This window comes from Sulfitobacter sp. 1A12157, from assembly GCF_043557345.1.
Taxonomy (GTDB): domain Bacteria; phylum Pseudomonadota; class Alphaproteobacteria; order Rhodobacterales; family Rhodobacteraceae; genus Sulfitobacter.
In genome coordinates this window covers 77,437-98,538 of sequence record NZ_JBIFFV010000008.1, presented here as the reverse complement: position 1 = coordinate 98,538, position 21,102 = coordinate 77,437, and the positions used below count along the sequence as shown (strand labels likewise).

15 protein-coding genes and 4 tRNA genes are annotated in these 21,102 nt (G+C 62.9%); 9 read left to right on the top strand and 10 right to left on the bottom strand.

Features of this window, described 5'->3' with window-relative positions; translation table 11 throughout:
* Nucleotides 1-69: 69 nt before the first annotated feature.
* Nucleotides 70-645 carry a hypothetical protein gene (locus tag ACGYLC_RS14065; protein ID WP_394423412.1) on the top strand — a complete coding sequence of 192 codons (576 nt, stop codon included), beginning with the start codon at nucleotides 70-72 and terminating at the stop codon, nucleotides 643-645.
* A gap of 82 nt (nucleotides 646-727) precedes the next feature.
* Here the strand turns inward: ACGYLC_RS14065 and ACGYLC_RS14060 are convergent.
* A tRNA-Tyr gene (locus tag ACGYLC_RS14060) sits at nucleotides 728-811 on the bottom strand.
* 113 nt (nucleotides 812-924) lie between these two features.
* Between ACGYLC_RS14060 and rlmB the strand changes: the two genes are divergently transcribed.
* The gene (rlmB, locus tag ACGYLC_RS14055; RefSeq protein ID WP_394423411.1) at nucleotides 925-1,701 is read left to right on the top strand and encodes a 23S rRNA (guanosine(2251)-2'-O)-methyltransferase RlmB; all 777 of its coding nucleotides are present in this window, start codon (nucleotides 925-927) and stop codon (nucleotides 1,699-1,701) included.
* Between the two features lie 251 nt (nucleotides 1,702-1,952).
* On the opposite strand, the gene ACGYLC_RS14050 is transcribed toward rlmB, so the two are convergent.
* From ACGYLC_RS14050 to ACGYLC_RS14030, 5 genes are all read right to left on the bottom strand, one after another.
* A tRNA-Gly gene (locus ACGYLC_RS14050) sits at nucleotides 1,953-2,027 on the bottom strand.
* Nucleotides 2,028-2,181: 154 nt separating this feature from the next.
* Nucleotides 2,182-2,256: transfer RNA gene (locus ACGYLC_RS14045), tRNA-Gly, on the bottom strand.
* Nucleotides 2,257-2,477: 221 nt separating this feature from the next.
* On the bottom strand, nucleotides 2,478-4,151 hold the full coding sequence (ctaD, locus tag ACGYLC_RS14040) for a cytochrome c oxidase subunit I (RefSeq protein ID WP_067261244.1): 1,674 nt from the start codon (nucleotides 4,149-4,151) through the stop codon (nucleotides 2,478-2,480).
* A gap of 186 nt (nucleotides 4,152-4,337) precedes the next feature.
* On the bottom strand, nucleotides 4,338-5,018 hold the full coding sequence (gene lipB / locus ACGYLC_RS14035) for a lipoyl(octanoyl) transferase LipB (RefSeq protein ID WP_394423410.1): 681 nt from the start codon (nucleotides 5,016-5,018) through the stop codon (nucleotides 4,338-4,340).
* A 45-nt stretch (nucleotides 5,019-5,063) separates the two neighbouring features.
* Entirely contained in the window at nucleotides 5,064-5,744 is a 681-nt protein-coding gene (locus tag ACGYLC_RS14030; protein WP_394423409.1) for a DsbA family oxidoreductase, read from the bottom strand.
* 220 nt (nucleotides 5,745-5,964) lie between these two features.
* Here ACGYLC_RS14030 and ACGYLC_RS14025 point away from each other — a divergent pair.
* The 3 genes from ACGYLC_RS14025 (at nucleotide 5,965) to ACGYLC_RS14015 (ending at nucleotide 12,496) form a co-directional block, all read left to right on the top strand.
* Nucleotides 5,965-6,050, top strand: a tRNA-Leu gene (locus ACGYLC_RS14025).
* 291 nt (nucleotides 6,051-6,341) lie between these two features.
* A complete protein-coding gene (locus tag ACGYLC_RS14020; RefSeq protein ID WP_394423408.1) occupies nucleotides 6,342-8,156 on the top strand; it encodes an autotransporter assembly complex family protein in 1,815 nt (604 codons plus the stop codon).
* Nucleotides 8,156-12,496: a translocation/assembly module TamB domain-containing protein gene (locus ACGYLC_RS14015; protein ID WP_394423407.1), complete on the top strand. Its 4,341-nt coding sequence runs from the start codon at nucleotides 8,156-8,158 to the stop codon at nucleotides 12,494-12,496. Before ACGYLC_RS14020 ends, ACGYLC_RS14015 begins: the two co-directional genes overlap by 1 nt.
* A gap of 33 nt (nucleotides 12,497-12,529) precedes the next feature.
* Here ACGYLC_RS14015 and ACGYLC_RS14010 read toward each other — a convergent pair whose 3' ends face one another.
* The gene (locus ACGYLC_RS14010; RefSeq protein WP_394423406.1) at nucleotides 12,530-13,048 is read right to left on the bottom strand and encodes a flavin reductase family protein; all 519 of its coding nucleotides are present in this window, start codon (nucleotides 13,046-13,048) and stop codon (nucleotides 12,530-12,532) included.
* Nucleotides 13,049-13,325: 277 nt separating this feature from the next.
* Between ACGYLC_RS14010 and ACGYLC_RS14005 the strand changes: the two genes are divergently transcribed.
* Nucleotides 13,326-13,832: a DUF992 domain-containing protein gene (locus ACGYLC_RS14005; RefSeq protein ID WP_394423405.1), complete on the top strand. Its 507-nt coding sequence runs from the start codon at nucleotides 13,326-13,328 to the stop codon at nucleotides 13,830-13,832.
* A 71-nt stretch (nucleotides 13,833-13,903) separates the two neighbouring features.
* Here ACGYLC_RS14005 and ACGYLC_RS14000 read toward each other — a convergent pair whose 3' ends face one another.
* Both ACGYLC_RS14000 and acs read right to left on the bottom strand, forming a co-directional pair.
* Nucleotides 13,904-14,476: an MOSC domain-containing protein gene (locus ACGYLC_RS14000; RefSeq protein WP_394423404.1), complete on the bottom strand. Its 573-nt coding sequence runs from the start codon at nucleotides 14,474-14,476 to the stop codon at nucleotides 13,904-13,906.
* A 61-nt stretch (nucleotides 14,477-14,537) separates the two neighbouring features.
* Nucleotides 14,538-16,493: an acetate--CoA ligase gene (gene acs, locus ACGYLC_RS13995; RefSeq protein WP_394423403.1), complete on the bottom strand. Its 1,956-nt coding sequence runs from the start codon at nucleotides 16,491-16,493 to the stop codon at nucleotides 14,538-14,540.
* A gap of 349 nt (nucleotides 16,494-16,842) precedes the next feature.
* On the opposite strand from acs, the gene ACGYLC_RS13990 reads away from it, so the two are divergent.
* The 3 genes from ACGYLC_RS13990 to ACGYLC_RS13980 all read left to right on the top strand — a co-directional run bounded on the left by ACGYLC_RS13990 (nucleotide 16,843) and on the right by ACGYLC_RS13980 (nucleotide 19,986).
* Nucleotides 16,843-17,859: a C4-dicarboxylate TRAP transporter substrate-binding protein gene (locus ACGYLC_RS13990; protein WP_394423402.1), complete on the top strand. Its 1,017-nt coding sequence runs from the start codon at nucleotides 16,843-16,845 to the stop codon at nucleotides 17,857-17,859.
* Nucleotides 17,860-17,956: 97 nt separating this feature from the next.
* Entirely contained in the window at nucleotides 17,957-18,586 is a 630-nt protein-coding gene (locus tag ACGYLC_RS13985) for a TRAP transporter small permease subunit (RefSeq protein WP_394403382.1), read from the top strand.
* Nucleotides 18,586-19,986 carry a TRAP transporter large permease gene (locus ACGYLC_RS13980; protein WP_394403383.1) on the top strand — a complete coding sequence of 467 codons (1,401 nt, stop codon included), beginning with the start codon at nucleotides 18,586-18,588 and terminating at the stop codon, nucleotides 19,984-19,986. Before ACGYLC_RS13985 ends, ACGYLC_RS13980 begins: the two co-directional genes overlap by 1 nt.
* A 6-nt stretch (nucleotides 19,987-19,992) precedes the next feature.
* Here ACGYLC_RS13980 and ACGYLC_RS13975 read toward each other — a convergent pair whose 3' ends face one another.
* A complete protein-coding gene (locus ACGYLC_RS13975) occupies nucleotides 19,993-21,099 on the bottom strand; it encodes an AI-2E family transporter (RefSeq protein ID WP_394403384.1) in 1,107 nt (368 codons plus the stop codon).
* Nucleotides 21,100-21,102 lie beyond the last annotated feature (3 nt).

Here is a 21,102-nt window from a genome sequence, read left to right as displayed (position 1 = left end):
GGCCAGTATAGGGGCAGGGCTCTGTGGGCAAAAGCCAGCAATTTTTGCGGCCTGCGAAAGGGGTTCAGGATGTTCGATTTTGTTTTTGCCGTAATCGCGATCAGCCTGGGCGGCCCCTCTGGCCCATCGGACGGGGTTGGCCGACCGGATGCGCCGATGACGGTGCAGGCGCCGCCACGCCCCGCGGCCCCCGCGAGACCGGCAGCGCCCCCGGCACCGGCGGCCCCGCCACCTGCATTCTATATGGATGCCGTGCCCCCCGGATTGATTGCCGAAGACCAGACGCCTACGGGCCGTTTTACCACCGCTGCAGAGGTGCGGCCGATTCTGAACGCCACCCGCGGCAATTGGATCGCCCTGCGGCAGTATGATGGGCGAGACTTCCTTTATGTCACCCATCTGTGGAGCTGGCGCTGCGGGCTGGCCGCCATGGCAATTGCGGTGAACGACGCACCGATGCGGAATCTGCCGATGCCGCCCTGCCACGATTCATTGCCGACGCCGAATGCGATTCTGGAGGGGGATCCGCAGCCTTACCTCACGTTCGACCTTGGATCGGTTCAAAGGGTTCGGGTTCAGCTCGTTTACGACGATTTGGAGATGGCGCTTGAGGGGTTTTTGCGGAGCGAAGTCTTGCTCCCTTGATAGCCATCGGGCGCGCCATTGATCGGTCGCCACGGGCACGCGCTTGGCTGCGCACAGGAATTATCGCGGGGGGGGGAGAAAGTGGTGGGCGACCCTGGAATCGAACCAGGCGTGCGTCTCCGCGAGGGAGTTACAGTCCCCTGCCACACCTTGCGGCCTGTCGCCCACTTTGTCCCGGTGCATTGCACCTGACGTGGGGGCGTGATTACAAGCGAGCCAAAGAAGCGTCAAGGCGAATTCCTGAGAAATCTTGGGGAAATCGCACGAAAGGATAAAGAGATGAAAAAACCCAAATGGGTCGTGCAAAAAGAGCAGGACAAGAAGGCCGAAGCGGCGCAGACGGTCTGGCTGTTCGGTCTGCATGCGGTGCGCGATGCGCTAATGAACCCACGGCGTGAAAAATTGCAGTTGATGGTCACGCCGAACGCGCAGGCGAAGCTGGAAGAGGCCATTGCCGAGGCGGGAATCACGCCGCAGATCGTGGACCCGCGCAAGTTCCGCCCGCCGCTCGATCCGAATTCGGTGCACCAAGGCGCGGTGTTGGAGGTGAAGCCGCTGAATTGGGGCCGGTTGGAGGATGTGGCCATCGGTGATTCCGCGCCGCGGCTTTTGCTGCTCGACCGGGTGACCGATCCGCATAACGTCGGCGCGATTCTACGCTCTGCCGAGGTTCTGGGCGCCTCGGCGGTCATCGGCACCAAACATCATTCCGCGCCCGAGACCGGGGCGCTGGCCAAAACCGCCAGCGGCGCGCTGGAGCGGCAGCCCTATTTGAGGGTCCGCAACCTTGCAGACGCGATCCGTGCTTTGCAGGAGATGGGCTATCTGGTGCTCGGGCTCGATGGCGAGGCCAAGCAGACCATCGAGGAGGCCGTCGAGGGCCGCCGTGACCGCCCCGTGGCGCTTGTTTTGGGGGCCGAGGGGCCGGGGCTGCGGGAGAAGACGCGCGAGACCGTGGATGCGCTGGTGCGGATCGATGCGGCGGGCGGATTCGGCTCGCTCAACGTCTCCAACGCTGCGGCCATAGCACTTTATGCAAGCCGCGTGGGCGGCTGAGAATCGGCAAGAACTGGCTTAGAACCGGGCAGGGGGCGGCACCGCAGGGCGCGGCCCCTTTGAAAACAGCCAAGGCTTCCTAAATTTAAAGGTGACCGCAGGCTCGGAACGCCTGCCGGCCACCTACTGTCCCTCGTTCCGTACCTTACGCCCCGTGTTCGCCATGGGGCGTTTTTTTATGCGGGTTTTCGATACACAAAAGCCGCCACGAAGGGCGGCTTTGCGTTTCCTACGGGGTGGTAGGATCAACCTGGAGCGGGCGAGGCGATTCGAACGCCCGACCCTAACCTTGGCAAGGTTATGCTCTACCCCTGAGCTACGCCCGCATCCGGTTGGTGAGGGGGGAATACCCATTCCCGCTGGGGGCTGCAAGAGGGAAATGAAGCGATCTGAGCGTCGCGCGGCAGTTTTTTTGGGAAGGTTTTGGGGGCGGAAAACACAAAGGGCCGCATCCGAAGATGCGACCCTGTGAAGTCCAGATGGAGCGGGCGAGGCGATTCGAACGCCCGACCCTAACCTTGGCAAGGTTATGCTCTACCCCTGAGCTACGCCCGCTTACCGTCTGGTGAGGGCGAGATACCTATTGGGGCGGGGGGCTTCAAGAGGGAAATGCGGTTTTTGGTAGAAAAATTTGCGCAAGGCGGGGGCTCTGCCCCCGGACCCCCGAGGGTATTTGAGAAAGGATGAAGATAAGGGGGTGGTGGCGATCGCGGAGGGCCTGTGGCGGAAAAAGAAAAGGCCCCGCGGAAACGGGGCCTTTGTTGGGTTGGGTCAGCTTAGTGGCTGTGCTGCTTGTCCCAGTCTTCCTGTTTCGGGAGCTGCTCGAACGTGTGTTCGGGCGGCGGACTGGGCAGGGTCCATTCCAGGGTATCCGCGAATTCGTTCCACGGGTTGTTCGCGGTGGAGCGTGCGCCGCGGGTCAGCGTGTAGGCCATCACCCCGAAGAAGAAGAGGAAGGAGGCGAAGCTGAGGAAGGCGCCGATCGAGGACCACTGGTTCCAGTAGGCGAATGCCTCAGGATAGTCGATGTAGCGGCGTGGCATGCCCTGGCGGCCCAGGAAGTGCTGCGGGAAGAAGGTCAGGTTGGCACCGATGAACATTGCCCAGAAGTGCAGCTTGCCTGCCCATTCGGGGTACATACGGCCTGTCATCTTGGGCAGGTAGAAGTAGATGCCCGCGAAGATGGCGAAGACGGCGCCGAGCGACATCACGTAGTGGAAGTGTGCCACGACGTAGTAGGTGTCGTGATAGGCGCGGTCCACGGCGGCCTGGCTCAGCACGATGCCGGTGACGCCACCGACGGTGAAGAGGAACAGGAAGCCGAAGGCCCAGAGCATCGGTGTTTTGAACTCGATCGAGCCGCCCCACATGGTGGCGATCCAGCTGAAGACCTTTACCCCCGTTGGCACCGCGATGACCATGGTGGCCAGCATGAAGTAGGCCTGCTGGTTCAGGGTCATGCCCACGGTGTACATGTGGTGCGCCCAGACGACGAAGCCCAGAGCGCCGATCGCGATGATTGCCCAGACCATCGGCAGGTAGCCGAAGACCGGTTTGCGCGAGAAGGTCGCGATGACGTGGGAGATGATGCCGAAGCCCGGCAGGATGATGATGTAGACTTCGGGGTGGCCGAAGAACCACAGGATGTGCTGGTAGAGGATCGGATCACCACCGCCTGCGGGGTCAAAGAAGGCGAAGCCGAAGTTGCGGTCCATCAAGAGCATGGTGATCGCGCCCGCCAGAACCGGCAGGGACAGGAGGATCAGCCAGCTTGTGACGAAGATCGACCATGCGAAGAGCGGCACTTTGAACAGGGTCATGCCGGGGGCACGCATGTTCAGGAAGGTGGTGATCATATTGATCGCGCCGAGGATCGAGGAGGCACCGGAGACGTGCACCGCGAAGATCGCGAAGTCCATCGACATGCCCGCTTCGCGGACCGAAAGCGGCGGGTAGAGCACCCAGCCCACGCCGGAGCCGAGCTGACCGTTGCCGCCGGGTGTCAGCAGCGAGCAGACCGCGAGGGTGGTGCCCGCGACATAGAGCCAGAAGCTGAGGTTGTTCATCCGCGGGAAGGCCATGTCCGGCGCGCCGATTTGCAGCGGCATGAAGTAGTTGCCGAAACCGCCGAAGAGCGCGGGAATCACGACGAAGAACATCATTAGGATGCCGTGGCCGGTGATCAGCACGTTCCACAGGTGACCGTTTGGCGTACAGGCGGCAGAGCTATCCGCGATGAAACGCGCACCTTCCATACACATGTATTGAACGCCCGGATCCATGAGCTCAAGGCGCATGTAGACGGTGAATGCCACCGAAATAAGACCGACCAAGGCCGAGACGATAAGGTACAGAATACCGATATCTTTGTGGTTGGTGGACATGAACCACCGGGTAAAGAACCCCCGGTCGTCGTGATGATCTTGGCCGTGAATGGCTGCGTCTGCCATGCGGTGCCTCCTGCAAATGAATTGGACACATGGCGCCATAGGCGGCACATGCGGTGTCGCGCCCGTTTTAGAGCGACCGTCTCGCGGGGGCAATGGGCGCGATGGTCGCAGGGTGGGTATTTTTTGCGCTGTGGCTGTCGCCGTAAAATCCGGCCTTTGGGGCGCTTGGTGCGTGCTTTGCCGCTGTTAGGGGGTGATGTCGCAGCTGCCTGTGGGGTCGCTGGCAAAGACCTCATCAAAGGTGGCGCGCAGGGCGAGATCGACATCGTCCATCGTGACGGGCAGGCCCAGATCAACCAGTGAGGTCACCCCGTGGTTCGTGATGCCGCAGGGAACGATGCCGCCAAAATGGCTGAGGTCCGGCTCCACATTGATGCTGATGCCGTGGAAGCTGACCCATTTGCGCAGCCTGATTCCAATGGCGGCGATCTTGTCTTCGGCGGGGCTGCCATCGGGCTGGGCGGGTTTCTCGGGCCGTTGCACCCAAACGCCCACGCGACCGGGGCGAATTTCGCCGCGCAGGTTGAACTGATCCAAAGTGGCGATGACCCAATTTTCGAGCTGACGCACAAAACAGCGCACGTCGCGGCCCCGGGCGGCGACGTTGAGCATGACATAGGCCACACGTTGCCCCGGCCCGTGGTAGGTATACTGCCCGCCGCGCCGGGTGGGGTAGACGGGAAAGCGGTCGGGCTCTGTCAGGTCTTCGGACCGCGCCGAGGTGCCGGCGGTATAGAGCGGGGGATGCTCGACCAGCCAGATGCATTCCTCGGCCTCGCCGGCGGCGATGGCGGTGGCACGTGCCTCCATCCACGCCTCGGCGCTGCGGTAATCGGTCAAGCCGTCGGTGATGATCCATTCAACCATGGGGATGCTTTAGCAAGACTCGCGCCGCGCCGCCAGAGGCACCGGTTAGGCGGGGGCGTTGCGTTCCTCCAAGACCTTGCGCAGGAGTTGGGCGTAGTTTTCAGCCCCCTGCGCCCCGGTGATCAGGTATTTGCCCTCGAAAATCATCGACGGCACGCCGGAGATGCCGCGCGATGTCCAGAATTGCTGCGCTTCGCGGGTCTGCTCGGCAAAGCTGCCGCTGCGGAGCACCTCGCGCGCCTCATCCCGGTCCAACCCGACGGATGCTGCGATATCGGCAAGGACATCGGTATCGTTCACATTGCGCCCTTGGGTGAAATGCGCGTCAAAAAGGGCCATCTTCAGCGGGTGTTGCAGCCCTTGAACCTGCGCCCATGTCAGCAGTTGATGTGCGGCAAAGGTGTTTTGCATCCGCGTGTAGTCGGAAAAGTTGAAGGTAAAGCCCAAGTCTTGGCCCAGCTGGGTCAGCCGCTTGCGATTCTCGACCGATTGGGCAGGGGTGGAGCCGTATTTCTCGGCCAGATGTTCGGCCATGTTCTGACCCTCGGCGGCCATCTGCGGGTTCAACTCAAAGGGGTGCCAACGCACAAAAGCGCCAACGCCAACCGTGCCGAGCGCTTGCTCAAGTTGCTTGTAGCCCACGATACACCAAGGGCACATCACATCCGATACGATGTCGATCTGTACGGTGGGGGTATCTGTGGGGGTGGCGGTGTCTGCGGGCATGGCGTGATCCTTGTTGCTTGCCTCACAGATGACCTGCCGAACGCGCGCTTTCAACGGTTGAGCCGTTAGATTGCATGGCGGTAAGGGGATTGTGATCAGGGTGGCGCTTGCGGAAAATCGGGGGCTAAACCCGCTTTCTGAAACGCTTTGAAAAAATTTGCAGATTGCCTCTTCACAAGCCCTTGGTCTTTGGCTAAACCCCGCCCACCAACCATGGCGTGCGGTCGTGGCGGAATGGTAGACGCGCAGCGTTGAGGTCGCTGTGGGGTAACACCCGTGAGAGTTCGAGTCTCTCCGACCGCACCACCATGCTTTGCCATGCAAAGCGATGGTCGGACCCCCTGAAAGAAAAATTGATTTTGCCCTCGTCTCTTGCCGTGGTCAGCCTACACTCCTGCTGCGCGGTATCTTGCCGATTTCGCGCGTCATACCTGCGCGGGGCGGGGCAGGCCGTTCTCATCGCGCGATTCCCCCGGCAGAGTGTTTGCAGCCAAGGCGGCAATGCCGTTTAACGGTGGCTGAGAATAAGGCCCGTTTGGGCGGGCAAAGGAGAACCGGCGCGAAAACCGGGGTGACGAAACGCAAGGAGGGTAGCGCGTGGCGCAACAAGGGCAGACTCAAGGGGCGGCGCTTTGTCTCGCTCTTGGACTACTTCTTGGCGGGGGGGCGGCGGCACAGGCCGCCGAACTGGCCATCACGGGCATCGCGGCGGATTCGGACCTCTATGCCACGCTACGCGATGGGTCCTTGTTGGCCGAACAGACTGACGAGGATGCCGAGCCTGCCACGCCGCAGGAATTGGTTGCCGCGGCACAGGCCGATTATGGGCGGCTTTTGGCGCTGCTCTACGACAACGGGTATTTCGGGCCGACGCTCAAGATCACATTGGATGGCGTCGATGCCGCGGCGATTCCCCCTGTGCAACCGCCGCGCCGCATCGACCGGGCCGTGATCACGGTGGACCCGGGGCCGAAGTTCCGCTTTGGCGCGGCCCGCATCGCGCCCATCGCGCCGGGCACCGAATTGCCTGAGGGCTTCGCCACCGGGCAGACCGCGAGCCTTGGCGTCCTGAAGGAAACCGTCTCGGCCGGGGTGAGCGGCTGGCGTGATGTGGGCCACGCGAAGGCGGCATTGGCGGATCAAGATCTTGTCGCCAAACACCGCCTCCGCCAGATCGACGCTGCCCTGCGGCTGGCACCGGGGCCAAAGCTGCGCTTTGGCGCGCTGACCGTGACTGGCAACCAAGACGTGCGCACCGCGCGGCTGATCGAGATCGCGGGCCTGCCGGAGGGGGAGGTCTTCTCTCCCGAAGAGTTGGAACTGGCCACCGAGAGGCTGCGCCGCACCGGCGCGTTCGATGCCGTGTCCCTGATCGAGGCGGATCGGATCGGCCCCAACGACACGCTGCCCATCACCGCGCAGGTGACCGAAGCGCCCAAGCACCGCTTTGGCTTTGGCGCGGAACTGTCCTCGCTCGAAGGGCTGACGCTAAGCACCTTCTGGCTGCACCGCAATCTGCTGGGCGGGGCCGAACGGCTGCGCCTCTCGGCTGAGATCGAAGGGATCGGCGGCAATTCGGGGGGCGAGGACTATACGCTCTCCGCCCGGTTCGAACGCCCGGCGACCTTTAATGAAGATACCAATTTCTACGCGCTGGCCACATTGGAACAGCTTGACGAGGTGAACTATTTCTCGCGCCAGCTGGATTTAGAAGCGGGGATCGAGCGGATCGCCAATCAAAACCGCACCTATTCCGCGGGCCTCGGCCTGCGTGTGGCCGAGACCGAAGACGCCTTCGGCACCAACCAATACACCCTGCTGACCCTGCCGCTGGGAGCCGAGTTCGACTATCGCGACAAGGAGTTGGACGCGACCGAAGGCTATTACATCGATGCCAACATCACGCCTTTCGTTGCTCTGTCGGGCTCTGAAAGCGGTCTGCGCACTTATCTGGATGCGCGCTACTACCGCAGCTTCGGGACGGAGCGCCCGGTGACGCTGGCTTTCCGGGGGCAGCTTGGCTCGGTCGCGGGGCCGGATCTGTCCGAAGCGCCGGCGGATTACCTCTTTTACTCCGGCGGGGGCGGCACCGTGCGCGGGCAGCCCTATCAGTCGCTCGGTGTTGATCTGCCAAGCGGCGACACCGTGGGCGGGCGCAGCTTTGTCGGGCTTTCCGCAGAGGCGCGCGTGGCCCTGACCGAGAAGATCGGCGTCGTGGGCTTTGCCGATGCGGGCTATATCGGGTCGGAAGAACTCTACGACGGATCAGGCACTTGGCACTCAGGCGCGGGTCTAGGTCTGCGCTATGCCACGGGCATCGGGCCAATCCGGCTGGACGTGGCCGTGCCCACATCGGGGCCGGACGTTGACGAAGATTTCCAAGTCTATATCGGGATTGGACAGGCGTTTTAATGCGACAGTTTTTGCAGATTTTCACCGCCAGCTTTGTCTATTTGGCCTGCCTCACACCGGCGATGGCACAGGATGATGACAAGGGCTTTCTCACCCGGACCATTCAGGATGCGCTAAGCGGCGCGGGCCGCACCGTCAGCATCGACGGATTCGCAGGGGCGCTGAGTTCGGCGGCCTCCTTTGACCGGATGACGATTGCGGATGACGATGGCGTCTGGCTGACGCTGGAAGAGGTGGTGCTGGATTGGAACCGTTCGGCCCTGCTGCGCGGACGGCTGGAGGTCGAGCAACTCACCGCCGGGCGGCTGGATGTCGAGCGCTTGCCGGTCAGCAACGAAGTCGATCTGCCCGATGCAGAGGCCAAACCCTTTGCCTTGCCCGATCTGCCCGTTTCCATCGAAATCGCGGATTTCTCGGTGGATGAGATCAACCTGGGCGAGCCGATCCTGGGCGAGGCGGCGCAGCTTTCGGTGAGCGCCAATGCGCGGCTGACCGATACGGTGGGCATCGTCGATTTTCAGGCCCGCCGCACCGATGGCAAGAAGGGTGAGTTCGACATTCAGGCGGATTTCGACCGTACCGAAAGCGTGCTGGACCTACTGTTGAACCTTAGCGAAGACCCCGAAGGCATTGCCGCGAAACTGTTGAACCTGCCGGGGCAGCCTTCGGTGCAGATGACCGTCAAAGGCGCAGGACCGCTGGATGATTTCGCGACCGATGTGACCATCGCCACCGATGGACAAGAGCGTTTGGCCGGGCAGGTGACCCTTGGCACGCAGGCCCCGCGCCGCGCCAGCGATACACCGGACCGCCGCATTCAGGCCGATATCGGCGGCGACATTACTGCGCTGCTCGCCCCGCGCTACCGTGACTTTTTCGGCGAGGACGTGCGGCTGGCACTGGATGCGCTGCTGGAAAGCAACGGTGCGGTAGAAGTCAGCAGCTTTGCCCTTGCCGCGAATTCCGTCGATCTGCAGGGGCAGGTCACATTGAATCAAGAGAAATGGCCGACGCTGATCGACATCTCGGGCCGGATCGCGAACCCCGATGGCACCTCGACCCTTTTGCCGGTCTCGGGTGAGGGCACGCGGGTCGAGGCCGTGACCCTGCGGGTGGATTACGATGCCGCCGATGGCGACCGTTTTGACGGCGCCTTCGACATCACCGGGCTGGACACGGGCGCGCTGCAAATCGCGCGGACGCAACTGGCGCTCGACGGTATTCTTGAAGGCAACCTTGGCAGTCTGGGGCAATTCCTCGGCGATGTGACCTTTGCCACCGAGGGTCTGACGCTGACCGACCCGGCAAGCGCCGAGGCCATCGGCGATGCGATCACCGGCAGTGCCGAGATCCGTTTTGTCGAAGGTGAACCGATTGAAATCAACGGGCTGACCCTATCGGGCGAAGACTATGGCCTGACCGGCGAAGCCGCGATCGACGGGGTGGATAGCGGGCTGCTCACTCAGTTGAAGATGACGCTCGAAGCGCAGGATATCAGCCGCTTTTCCGCGCTGGCGGGCCGCGATATCGCGGGCGCCACGGCGCTGGCGCTAAACGGGACGGTGACGCCCTTGGGCGGCATGTTCGATCTGGCCATTGCCGGGGGCACCGATGACCTTGAGATCGGGATCGAACAGGCCGATGCGGTGCTGACAGGAAGGACCAGCCTCAGCATGGTGGCGAAACGCAACGAAACGGGGACTTTCCTGCGCGATCTTGAATTGAAGAACGATGCGCTGAACCTCACGGGCGATGTCGCGCTACGCAGCGAAGACAGCCGCGCCGCCTTGGATTTCACGCTCGCCGATGTCGGGCTGGTGCTGCCGCAATACGAAGGCCCCATCGCCGTCAAGGCGACAGCGGTGCAAGAGCCGCGCGGCTGGGTTGTCGACGCGGTCACCGATGGCCCCTATGACGCGGCGCTGACCGTCTCGGGCCTGGCCACGGGCGCGGATGCGCAGATCGACTTTACCGCCGATATCCCCCGGATCGAGGATTTCCTGCCCGAGGCGGATATCACCGGCCCCGTCACCGCCAAGGGCGCCCTGCGCCAGACGCCGGAGGGGTGGGAGATCGACACCGATGCCAGCGGCCCGTTGGAAGCGCAGGCCTCGGTCAAAGGGCTGGTCACGCCGCGCGTCGATGTGGCCTTTGACCTGTCGCTGCCTGATATCCAACCCCTCGTCCCGCAGATCAACGGCGGGGTTTCGGCCAGCGGCACGCTGGAGCAGGCCGAACAGGGGTTTGTCGTCGATACCATCGCCAATGGCCCCTATGACAGCCGCATCGCGATCGAAGGCTTGGCGACGGGGCCGGACATGGCGCTGCGCTTTGACCTGACTTTGCCGGATGTCAGCCCGCTGGCCCCTGGGGTGAACGGGCCGCTGGCGGCCCAAGGCACCGTGCGACAGCAGGAGAGTGGCATAGCCGTGGATGTCGCCGCGAGCGGCCCCTACGGTAGCAGTGCCGTGGTCGAAGGGCTGGCCACCGGCCCGAATATGGCGCTCAGCTTTGATTTGTCCGTGCCGGACCTCAGCCCCATCGCCCCCGGCGTGAACGGCCCGCTTTCGGCCTCGGGCGACATCCGCCAGACCGATGACGGCATCGCCGTGGATGTCAGCGCCGATGGCCCCTATGGCAGCCGCGCTATGGTCGAAGGGCTGGTGACCGGTGAGGTCTCACTTCGGTTCGATGTCTCGGTGCCCAATGTGAACCCGCTGGTGCCAAGCGTCACGGGCTCTTTCGCGGCCAATGGCGTGGCGCGTCAGACCGAAAACGGCGTGGTCCTCGATGCCAGCGCCAGCGGCCCTTACGGCGCGCGGGCGACGGTCGAAGGCTTGGTCACCGGCCCCAATGCGGCGGTCGATTTCCAGTTGAACATGCCCGACATCGGCGCCTTGGTGGAACAGGTGAACGGCCCGCTCAGCGTTGCAGGGTCGGCCCGGCGCGAGGGGGAGGCGTGGCGCATCGACACAAACGCCAACGGCCCCGCGGGCACGCAGGCGACGGTGGCTGGGCTGGTGAACCCCGATGGCACGCTGAACCTCGATATCGCGGGCAATGCGCCGCTTGGTCTGTCGCGCCCCTTCCTGGCTCCGCGCAATTTGCAGGGGCAGGCGCGCTTTGATTTGCAGATCAACGGCCCGGCGGAACTCTCCTCGGTCAGCGGGCGCATCACCACCAGCGGCGCGACCTTCACTGCGCCGAACCTGCGGGTGGCGCTGCGGGGGATCGACGCGGATATCCAGCTTGGCAACAACCGGGCGCAGCTTAATGTGACCGGTCAGGCCGTCGATGGCGGAGCGCTGCGCGTGGCGGGGGCGATCACCCTGACACCGGCCTTGCCTGCGGATATTAGCGTGACCCTGCGCAATCTCGTCTATGCGGACCCGAGCCTTTACAGCACCACACTGAACGGCGATCTGCGGCTTGCTGGACCTTTGAGCGGAGGGGCGCAGATCACCGGGGTGATCAATGCGGGCGAGACGAATATTCAAGTGCCAGCCACCGGTCTGACCTCGATCGGGGACATCCCGCAGATCACCCATGTCAACGCGCCCGCCGATGTGCTGGCAACCCGCCGGAAGGCCGGGTTGGAGGGGGCCGAGGCCGGGGATGATCCCGCGGCGGAGGCGTCCGGCCCCGGGTTCGGGCTGAACCTGCAACTCAACGCGCCGAACCGGATTTACGTCCGGGGCCGCGGGCTGGATGCGGAACTGGGCGGGGCGCTGAACCTCAGCGGCACCACCAACCGCATCATCTCGGCCGGGCGGTTCGAGTTGATCCGCGGGCGGCTCGATATCTTGGGCAAGCGCTTCTTGCTCGACGAAGGGTCGGTCCAGTTTCAGGGTGATTTCATCCCCTATATCCGCTTCGTCACCTCGACCGATACCGAAGCGGGGGAGGTACGTGTCATCGTGAGCGGCCCGGCGAATGAGCCAGAGGTGACGTTCGAATCCACCCCCGCCGCGCCGCAGGACGAGGTGCTGTCGCAGCTCCTCTTCGGGCGCAACATCTCGGAAATCTCGGCCTTTCAGGCGTTGCAATTGGCCAGTGCCGTGGCAACCCTTGCAGGGCGCGGCGGTGAGGGGGTGATCGGCAACCTGCGGGAGGGCTTTGGCCTCGACGATCTGGATGTGACCACCACCGACGACGGCGCCACGGCGCTGCGGCTGGGGAAATACCTGACCGACAATATCTATACCGATGTGACGGCGGCCTCGGATGGCACGGGAGAGGTGTCGCTCAACCTCGATATCACCGAAAGCCTGACGGCCAAGGGCACCTTGGGCTCGGACGGCGAGAGCAGCATCGGCATCTTCTTTGAACGGGACTATTGAGTGAAAGGGGCGCCCTCCGGGGCGCCCTTTTTCTTAGCCCTCGTCGCGGGGGGTGAAGTGGCCATAGCGGCCTTGGTCGAACATCAAGCCCGCCGCGCCATCCTCGCGCAAAGCGACCTGTTGCACATGGCCCAAGATCAGCGAATGATCGCCCGCCGGATGCACGGCATAGGTCGCGCAGTGAAACCGGGCGAGGCAGCCTGCGAAAGTGGGCACACCGGCGGCATCCTCCGCCCAGTCGAAACCAGAGAAGTCATGGCCTTGGCTTGCGAAACGCTGGGCCAAATCCTCTTGATCCGCGCCCAAAACGTGAATGCAAAAGGACGCCGCCGAGGTGAAACTGTCGTGCCGTTTGGAAGAGATCGCAGGCGACCACAGCACCAAGGGCGGGTCGAGCGAAACCGAGGCGAAGGAATTCGCAGTCATCCCCAAAGGGCCATGGGCGGTTTTCACGGTCACCACGGTCACGCCGGTGCCGAAACGCCCGAAGGCACGGCGCAGCGCCGGGGCATCGCCGCTGTCGGGCGCGAAGGGGATCAGGTCATCACTCATAGCGACAAGCGGTGCCATGTGGCGGCTGATTTGTCCAGCGGTGCCGGGGCGTTGCGCGGCGGCCCGGCTGGGCGAAATTTCGCCCCCGCAATCATGGCTGGAACCGCTGCCAAGACCGGGCGTTGTGCCTGCGATGAGAGGCATCATCGGCGCCAAGCGGTGCCGATGCTGGCTGTCTGAAAGGGGCGGGGCAGGTGACCTGCACCGCCTGTCCGAGGCACCCGAATGCCGTTCACAGCAGAAAAGGCGCGTCTCGTCGCGCCGGAAAGTGATAAAGATGATGAATGCAAGCAAACTCACCCTCGGCGCGGCCCTTCTGAGCGCCACCGCTTTCGGCTCCACCGCGATGGCCGATGACAATGAGACCGTCGACCACGTCGAGGTCGGCTCCCTGTCTTGCGACGTTGGCGATGGCACCGGCTTCGTGTTCGGCTCCACCCGCGAGTTGACCTGCACCTTCAACCCCGTTCAGGAAGGTCTCGAAGATGAGACCTATGTGGGCGAAATCAACCGCTGGGGCGTCGATATCGGCAAGACCCAGAACGGGCAGATGTCCTGGCTGGTGCTCGCCCCGACCGAACAGGAATATGCCGAAGGTGGTTTGAACGGCAGCTACAAAGGTGTGTCTGCCGAGGCGACCGTCGGTGTTGGCGCAGGGGCCAACCTGATGACGGGCGGCTCCGAGAACACATTGGCGCTTCAGCCGCTGAGTGTGAATGCGCAAACCGGCGTGAACTTTGCCGTGGGTGTGGGTGAGATCAACCTGCAGCGCGTCGAAGGTTGAGCCGCGCGAGCGCATTTCTAGTGATGATCTGGGCCGTCCCTCGGGGGCGGCCCTTTCGTACTTGAGAGACCTCAGAGCTTGATCAACCGGTCCCCGCGCCGAACGGTGCCGTCCTGCACGATCCTGCAAAGGACACCGCGCAACCGATACGGGCGGTTTTCCTGCTCATTGATCCACCGCAGGCTGTCTTGCCCGTAGCGGTCGCGCCATTTGATGCAGCCGTTGTTGAACTTGTCGCTTACCTCCAACACTGCCGAGCCAGCCTGCAGCCGCGTGCCGACGGGCAGGTTCTCTTGGCCCAAGTCCATGTCCACCACCATCGTATCGCCGGGGTGGGGCGTGTTTGCGCGGTCGCGCCAGCAAAGGTCCATCACGCGTTTGGGCAGGATGGAAACCTGTATCCGCGGATCGGGGCTGCCATCGGGCAGGGTCAGCCAAGGTTTCTTGGTCCACCGTTCGCCAAGGATGCCTTGGGCGACGGTCAGCTCCAGCTTATCACGGAAATCCCGCTCCCCGTAATCGGGGCGAAAGCAAAGCTCTTCGATCACGGCGCCATCCTTGGGCGCGGCGAGGATATCCGGCAGGGCGGCGTCGCATTCCGCCGCGGAAGCGGGAGGCGGTACTTGGGGGGCGGTTTGGTCCATGTCTCTCTTTCTCATGCAACGCGGCGCGGGGGGCAGGCAGCCACCCGCGCCGCGCAGCGTGTCAGCGGTTCATGCGGTTGTCGATCAGATCGTCCACCACGCCGGGATCCGCCAATGTCGAGGTGTCGCCCAAAGCGCCGTAATCATCCTCGGCGATCTTGCGCAGGATGCGGCGCATGATCTTGCCCGAACGTGTTTTCGGCAGGCCCGGCGCCCATTGGATCAGATCGGGCGAGGCGATGGGGCCGATCTCTTGCCGGACCCAGTTTCGCAACTCGGCCCGCAACTCTTCGGAAGGCGCCTCACCGCTCATCAGGGTGACATAGCAATAGATGCCTTGGCCCTTGACGTCATGCGGGTAGCCGACGACGGCGGCTTCGGCCACTTTGTCATGGGCGACGAGGGCGCTTTCCACCTCGGCGGTGCCCATGCGGTGGCCCGAGACATTGATCACATCGTCGACGCGGCCCGTGATCCAATAGTCGCCATCGGCATCGCGTTTGCAGCCGTCGCCGGTGAAGTAATAGCCCGGGTAATCGGCAAAATAGGTCTTTTCGAACCTTTCGTGATCGCCCCAGACGGTGCGCATCTGCCCCGGCCAGCTGTCGGCGATGCACAGCACGCCCTCGGCGGGGTTGCCCTCGATCTCTTGACCCGATGTCGGGTCCAGCACCACCGGTTTAACGCCGAAGAAGGGCTTCATCGCGGCCCCCGGTTTCATGTCATGCGCGCCGGGCAGGGGGGTCATCAGATGGCCGCCGGTCTCGGTCTGCCACCACGTGTCGACGATGGGGCAGCGGTTCTGGCCGACGACCTCGTGATACCAGTTCCACGCCTCTGGGTTGATCGGCTCGCCCACGGTGCCGAGGATGCGCAGTGAGGACAGATCGCTTTTGGTCACATAGTCCTTGCCTTGCCCCATCAATGCGCGGATCGCGGTGGGGGCGGTGTAGAACTGCGTGACTTTATGCTTTTCGCAGACCTGCCAGAACCGGCTGGCATCGGGGTAGGTCGGCACGCCCTCGAACATCAGCGTGGTGGCGCCATTGGCGAGCGGGCCATAGACGATATAGCTGTGCCCGGTGACCCAGCCGACATCCGCCGTGCACCAGTAGATGTCACCCTCGTGGTAATCGAAGGTCACCTCATGGGTCAGCGCCGCATAGGTGATATAGCCGCCGGTGGTATGGACCACACCCTTGGGCTGACCGGTGGAGCCTGAGGTGTAGAGGATGAAAAGGGGGTCTTCGGCGCCCATCGCCTCCGCTTCGCAGGTCTCGGCGGCATCCTTGATCAGTGCGTTGTAATCGCGGTCGCGCGCATTATCCCATGCCACGTCACCGCCCGTGCGGCGCACCACGAGGCATTGCACGGAAGCATCGCATTGCGCCAGCGCCTTGTCTGCATTGGCCTTGAGCGGTGTGGCCTTGCCGCCGCGCGGGGCCTCATCCGCGGTGATCACCACCTTGGCTTCGCAGCCGTTGACGCGGGCGGCCAGCGCATCAGGCGAGAACCCGGCAAAGACGATGGAGTGGATTGCCCCGATCCGCGCACAGGCCAGCATGGCATAGGCGGCTTCGGGGATCATCGGCATATAGATGATCACGCGGTCGCCTTTGCCCACGCCGAGATCGCGCAGCACATTGGCCATGCGGCAGGTAGCGCTATGCAACTCGCGGTAGCTGATATGTTTGGCCTCATCTTCGGGGCTGTCGGGCTCCCAGATGATCGCGGTCTGATCGCCGCGCGTCTCAAGGTGGCGGTCAATGCAATTGGCGCTGACGTTCAGCTCTCCATCCGCGAACCAATTGATGCTGACCGACCCGAGGTCGAAGTTCACGTCGCGCACTTGGGTGAAGGGTTTGATCCAGTCGATCCGCTGCGCCTGTTCGCGCCAGAACACATCGGTGTCGGTGACCGAGGCTTGGTACATCTTGTCATAGGTCTGCGCGTCCACATGGGCCCGGGCGGCCATGTCGGCGGATGGCGGATAGGTCTTGGCGGTGGCGTCGGACATGGTGGTTCCTCCCTTGATGTTCGCATCACCACGGGGCGCGGGTCTAACCCGGTGGCCGTGGCGTCCTCCTCAGCCGGATCATAGCGGCCCGTGAAAAGAAGGGAATAAGCAACTGGATTACAAGGGCTTGCCTGTAAAGGTTTTTCCCGATCGGGGCGATTCCTGTAAATTTTTCGCTCTTGCCCGGTGATTGGCGCGGTTTTTCAAAGCCTTGCCAGTCAAACTTGGCGCTACTGTCTTGCGGCTGTCGTATTTGCGCGGCATGACGGGGTTGGCAGGCCAGCCCCCGCGGGGTAGCCTGTGCGCCAATCCGCCCATCCAAGGGCGGCAACTATGGGAGAGAGCCATCATGAAAAATCTGCTGAGCGGTGCCGCCGCCTGTGCGCTGAGTGTCGCTTTTGTAAGCGAAGCTGCTGCGACCGAATGGAACGCCTCGGTCTGGGGCAAGCGCCGCGCCTTCACCGAACATGTGGAAAAAATTGCCGAACTGGTCTCTGAAAAGACCGACGGCGAATTCACCATCAATGTCAGCTACGGCGGCCTGTCCAAGAACCGCGAAAACCTCGATGGTATCTCCATCGGCGCTTTCGAGATGGCGCAGTTCTGTGCCGGCTACCACGCCGACAAGAATCGCGCGATCACCGTGCTGGAACTGCCGTTTCTGGGGGTGAGCAACCTTGAAGAGGAAGTTGCCGTTTCCAAAGCGGTCTATGACCACCCCGCCGTCGCCGAGGAGATGGCGCAGTGGAACGCGAAAATGCTGATGACCTCGCCCATGCCGCAGTACAACCTTGTCGGCACCGGCGATCCGCGCACCACGCTCGAAGATTTCGACGGCATGCGCGTCCGCGCCACCGGCGGTCTGGGCAAAGCCTTTGAAGCCGTCGGCGCCGTGCCCACCTCGGTGACCTCTTCGGAAGCCTATAACGCGATGGAATCGGGTGTCGTCGATACCGTGGCCTTCGCCCAGCACGCGCATCTGTCCTTTGGCACCATCAACAAGGCTGAATGGTGGACCGCGAACCTCAACCCCGGCACCGTGAACTGCCCCGTGGTGGTGAACATCGACGCCTATGAAATGCTGAGCGACAAAGAGCGCGAAGCGCTGGACAGTTCGGTCGATGAGGCGCTGGATCACTACCTTGCCAACTACGCCGAACTGCTCAAGAAATGGGACGCCATCCTCGAAGAAAAGGGCGTTGAAAAGGTTGAGTATTCTCCCGAAGTGATCGCCGAGTTCAAAGAGAAAGCCGCCGATCCCGCGCGCGAAGCATGGATCGAAAGCATGGAAGCGCAGGGCATCCCGGGTCAGGAACTCTATGACCTCGTGATGGAGACGCTGGAAAAAGAGCGTGCTTCGAACTAAGCCCAGCCGGGCATGACTGTGAGGGCCGTGCGGATTGACCGCGCGGCCCTTTCGACTTCTAAAACGCAACAAACAGACTTTCTGAAAAGGAGAGCCGATGGCCGGATCATCCGCCGTGCTGGAGGACAGCAGCCTCCTCAGCCGCCTCGACCGGGGCTTGCTGAAGCTGGAAACCTTCTTTGCCCTGATCTCGGGGCTTGCCGTTTTCTCACTGATGGTACTGGCCGTCTGGTCGGTGGGGGGGCGCAAGTTCTTTTCCACGCCGCTGGCGGGCTATGTCGACTGGATCGAAGCGGCGATGCCTTTCATCGCCATCATGGGCATCGCCTATACCCAACGCATGGGCGGCCATGTGCGCATGGACATCCTGATTGGCCAGCTTAGGGGCCGCGCGCTTTGGGCGGCGGAACTGCTGTCGGTGGTGTTGATCCTTTTGCTGATGCTGGCGCTCACATGGGGTGCCTGGGCACATTTCGACCGCAGCTTTGACCTGAACGCCCCGCTGTGGAGCCGCGACAGTTCGATCGACATCGGCCTGCCGATCTGGCCCAGCAAGCTCGTGGTGCCGCTGGCGTTCGTCGTGATCTCTTTGCGGCTTTGCCTGCAAATTTGGGGCTATGGCCGGGCCTTGGTGCTGGGGCTGGAACGCCCTGTGGCCGTGCCGCTGGTGCAATCGGCGGCGGAACAAGCAATGGCCGAGGCCGAACAACTGGATGGACGTGACTGATGGAGCCTATTGAAATCGGCCTTTGGGTCTCGGGCGGTATGCTCGTTATGGTAGTGCTTGGCATGCGGGTGGCCTTTGCCGCGGCCATGGCGGGTCTTGTCGGCCTGATCTGGATTTTTTGGGCCAAAAAGGGCATGGAATGGGACCAGTTCGGCTGGGCGCTGACCGTGGCGGTCAAGACGGCGGGGCAGGTGCCGCATTCCAAAGTGTCGAGCCAGACACTCTCGCTCATCCCGACCTTCATCCTGATCGGCTTTCTTGCCTATTACGCGGGTCTGACCAAGGCGATCTTCGAGGCGGCGAAACGTTGGTTCGCTTGGGTGCCGGGCGGTCTGGCGGTCTCGACCGTTTTCGCCACGGCAGGCTTTGCCGCGGTGTCGGGCGCATCGGTCGCGACGGCGGCGGTTTTCGCCCGTATCGCCATCCCCGAAATGCTCAAGATCGGCTACAACAAGCAATTCGCAGCCGGTGTCGTGGCGGCAGGGGGCACGCTCGCCTCATTGATCCCGCCCTCGGCGATCCTTGTGATCTATGCCATCATCGTTGAGCAGGACGTGGGCAAGCTGCTGCTGGCGGGCTTCGTGCCCGGTGCCTTCTCGGCGGTGGTCTATGCGGTGTTGATCATCGGCATCGCGATGATCTGGAAAAGCGTCGGCCCGCCGGTGCGCGGCTTTACGTGGGGCGAGCGTTTTGCCTCACTCCCCGCTGCGATGCCGATCGTTGCCGTGGTCGTGATCATCATCTTCTTCGTCTACAACCCCTTCGGTGACGCTTGGGGCACCCCGACCGAGGGCGGGGCCGTGGGCGCCTTCATCGTCTTCTGCATGGCGGTGTTTCGCGGCATGCGGCTGGCCGAGTTGAAGGACGCGCTTTTGGAGACCGCGAAGCTGACGGTGATGATCTTCACCATCATCTGGGGCGTGCTGATCTATGTGCGTTTCCTTGGCTTTGCTGATCTGCCGGGTGCCTTTGCCGATTGGATCTCCTCGCTCGAAACCTCGCCGATGCTGATCCTGATCTGCATCCTCTTGGCCTATGCGGTGCTGGGCATGTTCATGGACGCCATCGGGATGCTCTTGCTGACACTGCCGGTGGTTTATCCGGCGGTCATGGCGCTCAACGGGGGCGAGATGGTCTCGGCCGCCGACAGCGCCTTTGGCATGTCGGGTCCGATGTGCGCAATCTGGTTTGGCATTCTGGTGGTGAAGATGGCGGAGTTCTGTTTGATCACCCCGCCCATCGGCCTGAACTGCTTTGTCGTCGCTGGTGTGCGCCCCGACCTCAGTGTGCAGGACGTGTTCCGCGGCGTGATGCCCTTCTTCGTCGCCGACGCGGTCACCATCGGCCTCTTGGTCGCCTTCCCGCAGATCGTGCTTTGGCTGCCGTCCCTCGCGGGATAGGCGGCCCTAGCCACCGGGCTTTTCCGCGGCGGGTTCATCCGCCGCGGTTGCCGCCACATCGGGCGCGGATTTATCCAGAAAATGCCCGATCATGTTGAGTGCAGTCACGTTCTCGCAGACCACCTTGAAGACGACGAGGAAGGGCACCGCCACCAGCGCGCCCGCAATCCCCCAAAGCCAGCCCCAAAAGACCACGGTGAGGAACACCGCCACGGTGTTCAACTCCAACCGCCGCCCCACAAGGTAGGGGGTGATGAACTGCCCCTCGATCCCGGTGAGGATTTGATAGCCAACCGGAGCGAGGATGGCATAGCCGACACTGTCGAAGGTCGCGATGGCATAGGCCCCGACGAGCACCGCGCCGATCACCCCACCGATATAGGGCAGGAAGTTCAGCAAGAACGCCGCCAAGCCCCAAACGTAAGGCACCGGCAGTCCAAGCGCGAAGAGGTAGAGCCCCACCGAAATGCCCAGACCTGCGTTGATGATGGTGATGGTCAGCAGGTAGCGCGACACGCGGCGCTCTACGTCATAAACCGCCTTCAACGCGCGTTTCTTGCCGGTGAAAGTCTGGAATGACTGCACGAGCTTGAGGTAGAACAGATCGCCTGAGGCCAGCAGGAACAGCGCCAAGACCAAGGCAACTGCCACGGTGCCGCCGATCCGCGCGCCGGTGTTCATGGCGTTGTCCAGCAGGCCGGGCTGTTTGACCACCACCTCTTCGGGCTTGCCGCTGCCATTCTCGGTGCCGATCTGTTCGACCTGTTCAGTGGCCGAGCGGACGTTCTCCACCGTTTGCGCCCAACCTTGCAACTTGCGCCGTATCTCGTTGCCCATGGTGGGGATTTCGTCGGACCAGCTGGCGACTGTGCCCGCTGACAGGCCGGCCAGCACAAAGATAATCAGCCCGACACAGCCAATCAGCAGCACGGCACCCAGCGGCGGGGCAATACCGAACTTCTCCAAAGAGCGGATCAGCGGGCTCAGTGTCAGCGCGAGGAGGAACCCCAGTAGGATCGGCAGCAGCAGATCCTTGGCGAAATAGGCAGTCACGAAGAGGGCGATCAGAACCAGCACCTCCAACAGCCGTCTAATCGCGGTGATATCGTTCAATGT

Excerpts from the sequence above, each read along its gene's own strand:
- ACGYLC_RS14065 (WP_394423412.1), top strand. The coding sequence starts at position 70 with ATGTTCGATTTTGTTTTTGCCGTAATCGCGATCAGCCTGGGCGGCCCC.
- acs (WP_394423403.1), bottom strand. The coding sequence starts at position 16,493 with ATGTCCGACGCCACCGCCAAGACCTATCCGCCATCCGCCGACATGGCC.
- ctaD (WP_067261244.1), bottom strand. The coding sequence starts at position 4,151 with ATGGCAGACGCAGCCATTCACGGCCAAGATCATCACGACGACCGGGGG.
- ACGYLC_RS14015 (WP_394423407.1), top strand. The coding sequence starts at position 8,156 with ATGCGACAGTTTTTGCAGATTTTCACCGCCAGCTTTGTCTATTTGGCC.
- ACGYLC_RS14010 (WP_394423406.1), bottom strand. The coding sequence starts at position 13,048 with ATGAGTGATGACCTGATCCCCTTCGCGCCCGACAGCGGCGATGCCCCG.
- ACGYLC_RS14000 (WP_394423404.1), bottom strand. The coding sequence starts at position 14,476 with ATGGACCAAACCGCCCCCCAAGTACCGCCTCCCGCTTCCGCGGCGGAA.
- ACGYLC_RS14005 (WP_394423405.1), top strand. The coding sequence starts at position 13,326 with ATGATGAATGCAAGCAAACTCACCCTCGGCGCGGCCCTTCTGAGCGCC.
- lipB (WP_394423410.1), bottom strand. The coding sequence starts at position 5,018 with ATGGTTGAATGGATCATCACCGACGGCTTGACCGATTACCGCAGCGCC.
- ACGYLC_RS13980 (WP_394403383.1), top strand. The coding sequence starts at position 18,586 with ATGGAGCCTATTGAAATCGGCCTTTGGGTCTCGGGCGGTATGCTCGTT.
- ACGYLC_RS13985 (WP_394403382.1), top strand. The coding sequence starts at position 17,957 with ATGGCCGGATCATCCGCCGTGCTGGAGGACAGCAGCCTCCTCAGCCGC.
- rlmB (WP_394423411.1), top strand. The coding sequence starts at position 925 with ATGAAAAAACCCAAATGGGTCGTGCAAAAAGAGCAGGACAAGAAGGCC.
- ACGYLC_RS13990 (WP_394423402.1), top strand. The coding sequence starts at position 16,843 with ATGAAAAATCTGCTGAGCGGTGCCGCCGCCTGTGCGCTGAGTGTCGCT.
- ACGYLC_RS14030 (WP_394423409.1), bottom strand. The coding sequence starts at position 5,744 with ATGCCCGCAGACACCGCCACCCCCACAGATACCCCCACCGTACAGATC.